3 protein-coding genes are annotated in these 1,639 nt (G+C 71.4%); 2 read left to right on the top strand and 1 reads right to left on the bottom strand.

Translation table 11 applies throughout. The features are described 5' to 3' along the window. Both ACFWVD_RS28445 and ACFWVD_RS28440 read left to right on the top strand, forming a co-directional pair. The coding region (locus tag ACFWVD_RS28445) for a mechanosensitive ion channel family protein (protein ID WP_379247957.1) at positions 1-494 on the top strand (494 nt) is incomplete at its 5' end. A 46-nt stretch (positions 495-540) separates the two neighbouring features. Further along, entirely contained in the window at positions 541-822 is a 282-nt protein-coding gene (locus ACFWVD_RS28440) for a WhiB family transcriptional regulator (protein WP_053703093.1), read from the top strand. Between the two features lie 71 nt (positions 823-893). Here the strand turns inward: ACFWVD_RS28440 and ACFWVD_RS28435 are convergent. Next, positions 894-1,639: hypothetical protein (locus ACFWVD_RS28435; RefSeq protein ID WP_379247955.1), on the bottom strand; the 746-nt coding region annotated here is incomplete at its 5' end.

The following is a 1,639-nucleotide window of genomic DNA, read 5'->3' as shown; positions in this document are numbered from 1 at the left end:
ACACGGTCGTCGTCGCCGGTGAGTGGGGCGTGGTCGAGGAGGTCACCCTGACCTTCCTGGCCGTGCGCACCTGGGACGAGCGCCGGATCACCATGCCCGTCTCGTACTTCACCGGGCGGCCGTTCGAGAACTGGTCGCGCGGCGGGATCCAGATGACCGGCACGGTCTTCCTGCACTGCGACCACACCGCCCCCGTCGCGCTGATGCGCGAAAAGCTCAAGGAGGTCCTGGACGGCTGCGAGGCGTGGGACGGCCGCGGGTGGGACCTGTCCGTCACCGACACGACCGCCTCCACCATCGTGGTGCGGGCGATCGTCACGGCGAAGGACCCCGACGACCTGTGGACGGCGCGCTGCGCGGTGCGCGAGGAGCTGGTCACCTGGCTGGCCGAGAAGCACCCCTACGCCCTGCCCCGGGTCTCCACCTCCCCGGCCGTCGTTCCGCCGGCGTACGCGGACGGCGTTTCGGAACGGGTACCCGGGTCAGACGCGTGAGGGAGACGTCCGAGGACGTGCGCAAGCCGATGAGAGGAGCGCGGACATGTCGAAGGTGGCACGCCTGCCGGGCCGTGCGGAGCACCTGTGGCAGTGGCAGGAGGAAGCGGCGTGCCGGGAGCTCGGCACCGATCGGTTCTTCCACCCGGCGGGGGAGCGCGGCGAGGACCGCTCGATGCGGGAGCGGCGGGCCAAGGAGGTCTGCGCGCAGTGCCCGGTGCGGGCGCAGTGCCTGAGCCACGCGCTGCGCGTGCAGGAGCCCTACGGCGTGTGGGGCGGCCTGACCGAGGACGAGCGGCGGGCGCTGGGCGCACGCAGGGCCGGCTGACCGACCGGGCGGGCCGCGCCGCGTCGACGCGGGACGATCCACCCGGTCCGGTCGGCAGTCCGATGGACGGATCAGGGGCGTGCGCCCAGCTCGGCGACGATCGAGGCCGGTGTGTGGCCGCTCCCGTCCGACAGGCGGTGGAAGTCGACGGAGACGAAGTTCGGGTCCCGGCCCCCGGTGGCGGACCGGCACTGCTCGGCGATGCGGTTGCGCAGCTTGGTGCCGTTGTCCAGGGCCGCGGTGAGGACGGTGGGCACGTTGCGGTGGTGGCTCATCGTGAACAGGCGCCGGAATCCGGGCTCCTGGCGGTCCAGGGGTACGTCGGGCCAGCGGCTGACGCACGCGAGGTCATTGCCCAGGTCCCCGAGGCTCCAGAAGTTGCTCACGGTCCAGGACTTGTCGTACATGACGCCCAGGTGCTCGCGGTCGGACCGGTCCGAGAAGATCAGCAGGCGCTTGCCCGCGGTGACGAGGTCGGCCACCTTCGGCCAGCCGTGCTGCCGTACGCCCCACGCGTCGGGCCGGAACACCATGTCCTGCAGGCCCCTGACCCGGCCCAGGGACTGCTGCAACTGATCGGCGCCGACGTAGTCCTCCAGGAAGACGGTCACGACCTCCTGCGGATGGGCCGCGAGGAAGTCCACCACGGTCTGCATGGTGCCGTGGAAGGACTGCCGCGGCAGGGCGTAGGTGGCCCCGGCGAAGGTCTTGCAGTCCCCGTGGCACAGGTACACGTCGCTGGGGTAGCAGTCGCTGCCGAAGCTGATGATGCACAGCCAGGTGCTGCGTTCGTACCAGTGGGTGTCCAGGCTCAGGC

Source organism: Nocardia sp. NPDC058666, from assembly GCF_042714895.1.
GTDB lineage: Bacteria > Actinomycetota > Actinomycetes > Mycobacteriales > Mycobacteriaceae > Nocardia.
Note: the sequence above shows the minus strand (reverse complement) of the source record. Positions and strands in the feature narration are given on the sequence as shown.

Bases quoted from the DNA above. Each gene is read 5' to 3' on its own strand.
- ACFWVD_RS28440 (WP_053703093.1), top strand. From the start codon at position 541: ATGTCGAAGGTGGCACGCCTGCCGGGCCGTGCGGAGCACCTGTGGCAG.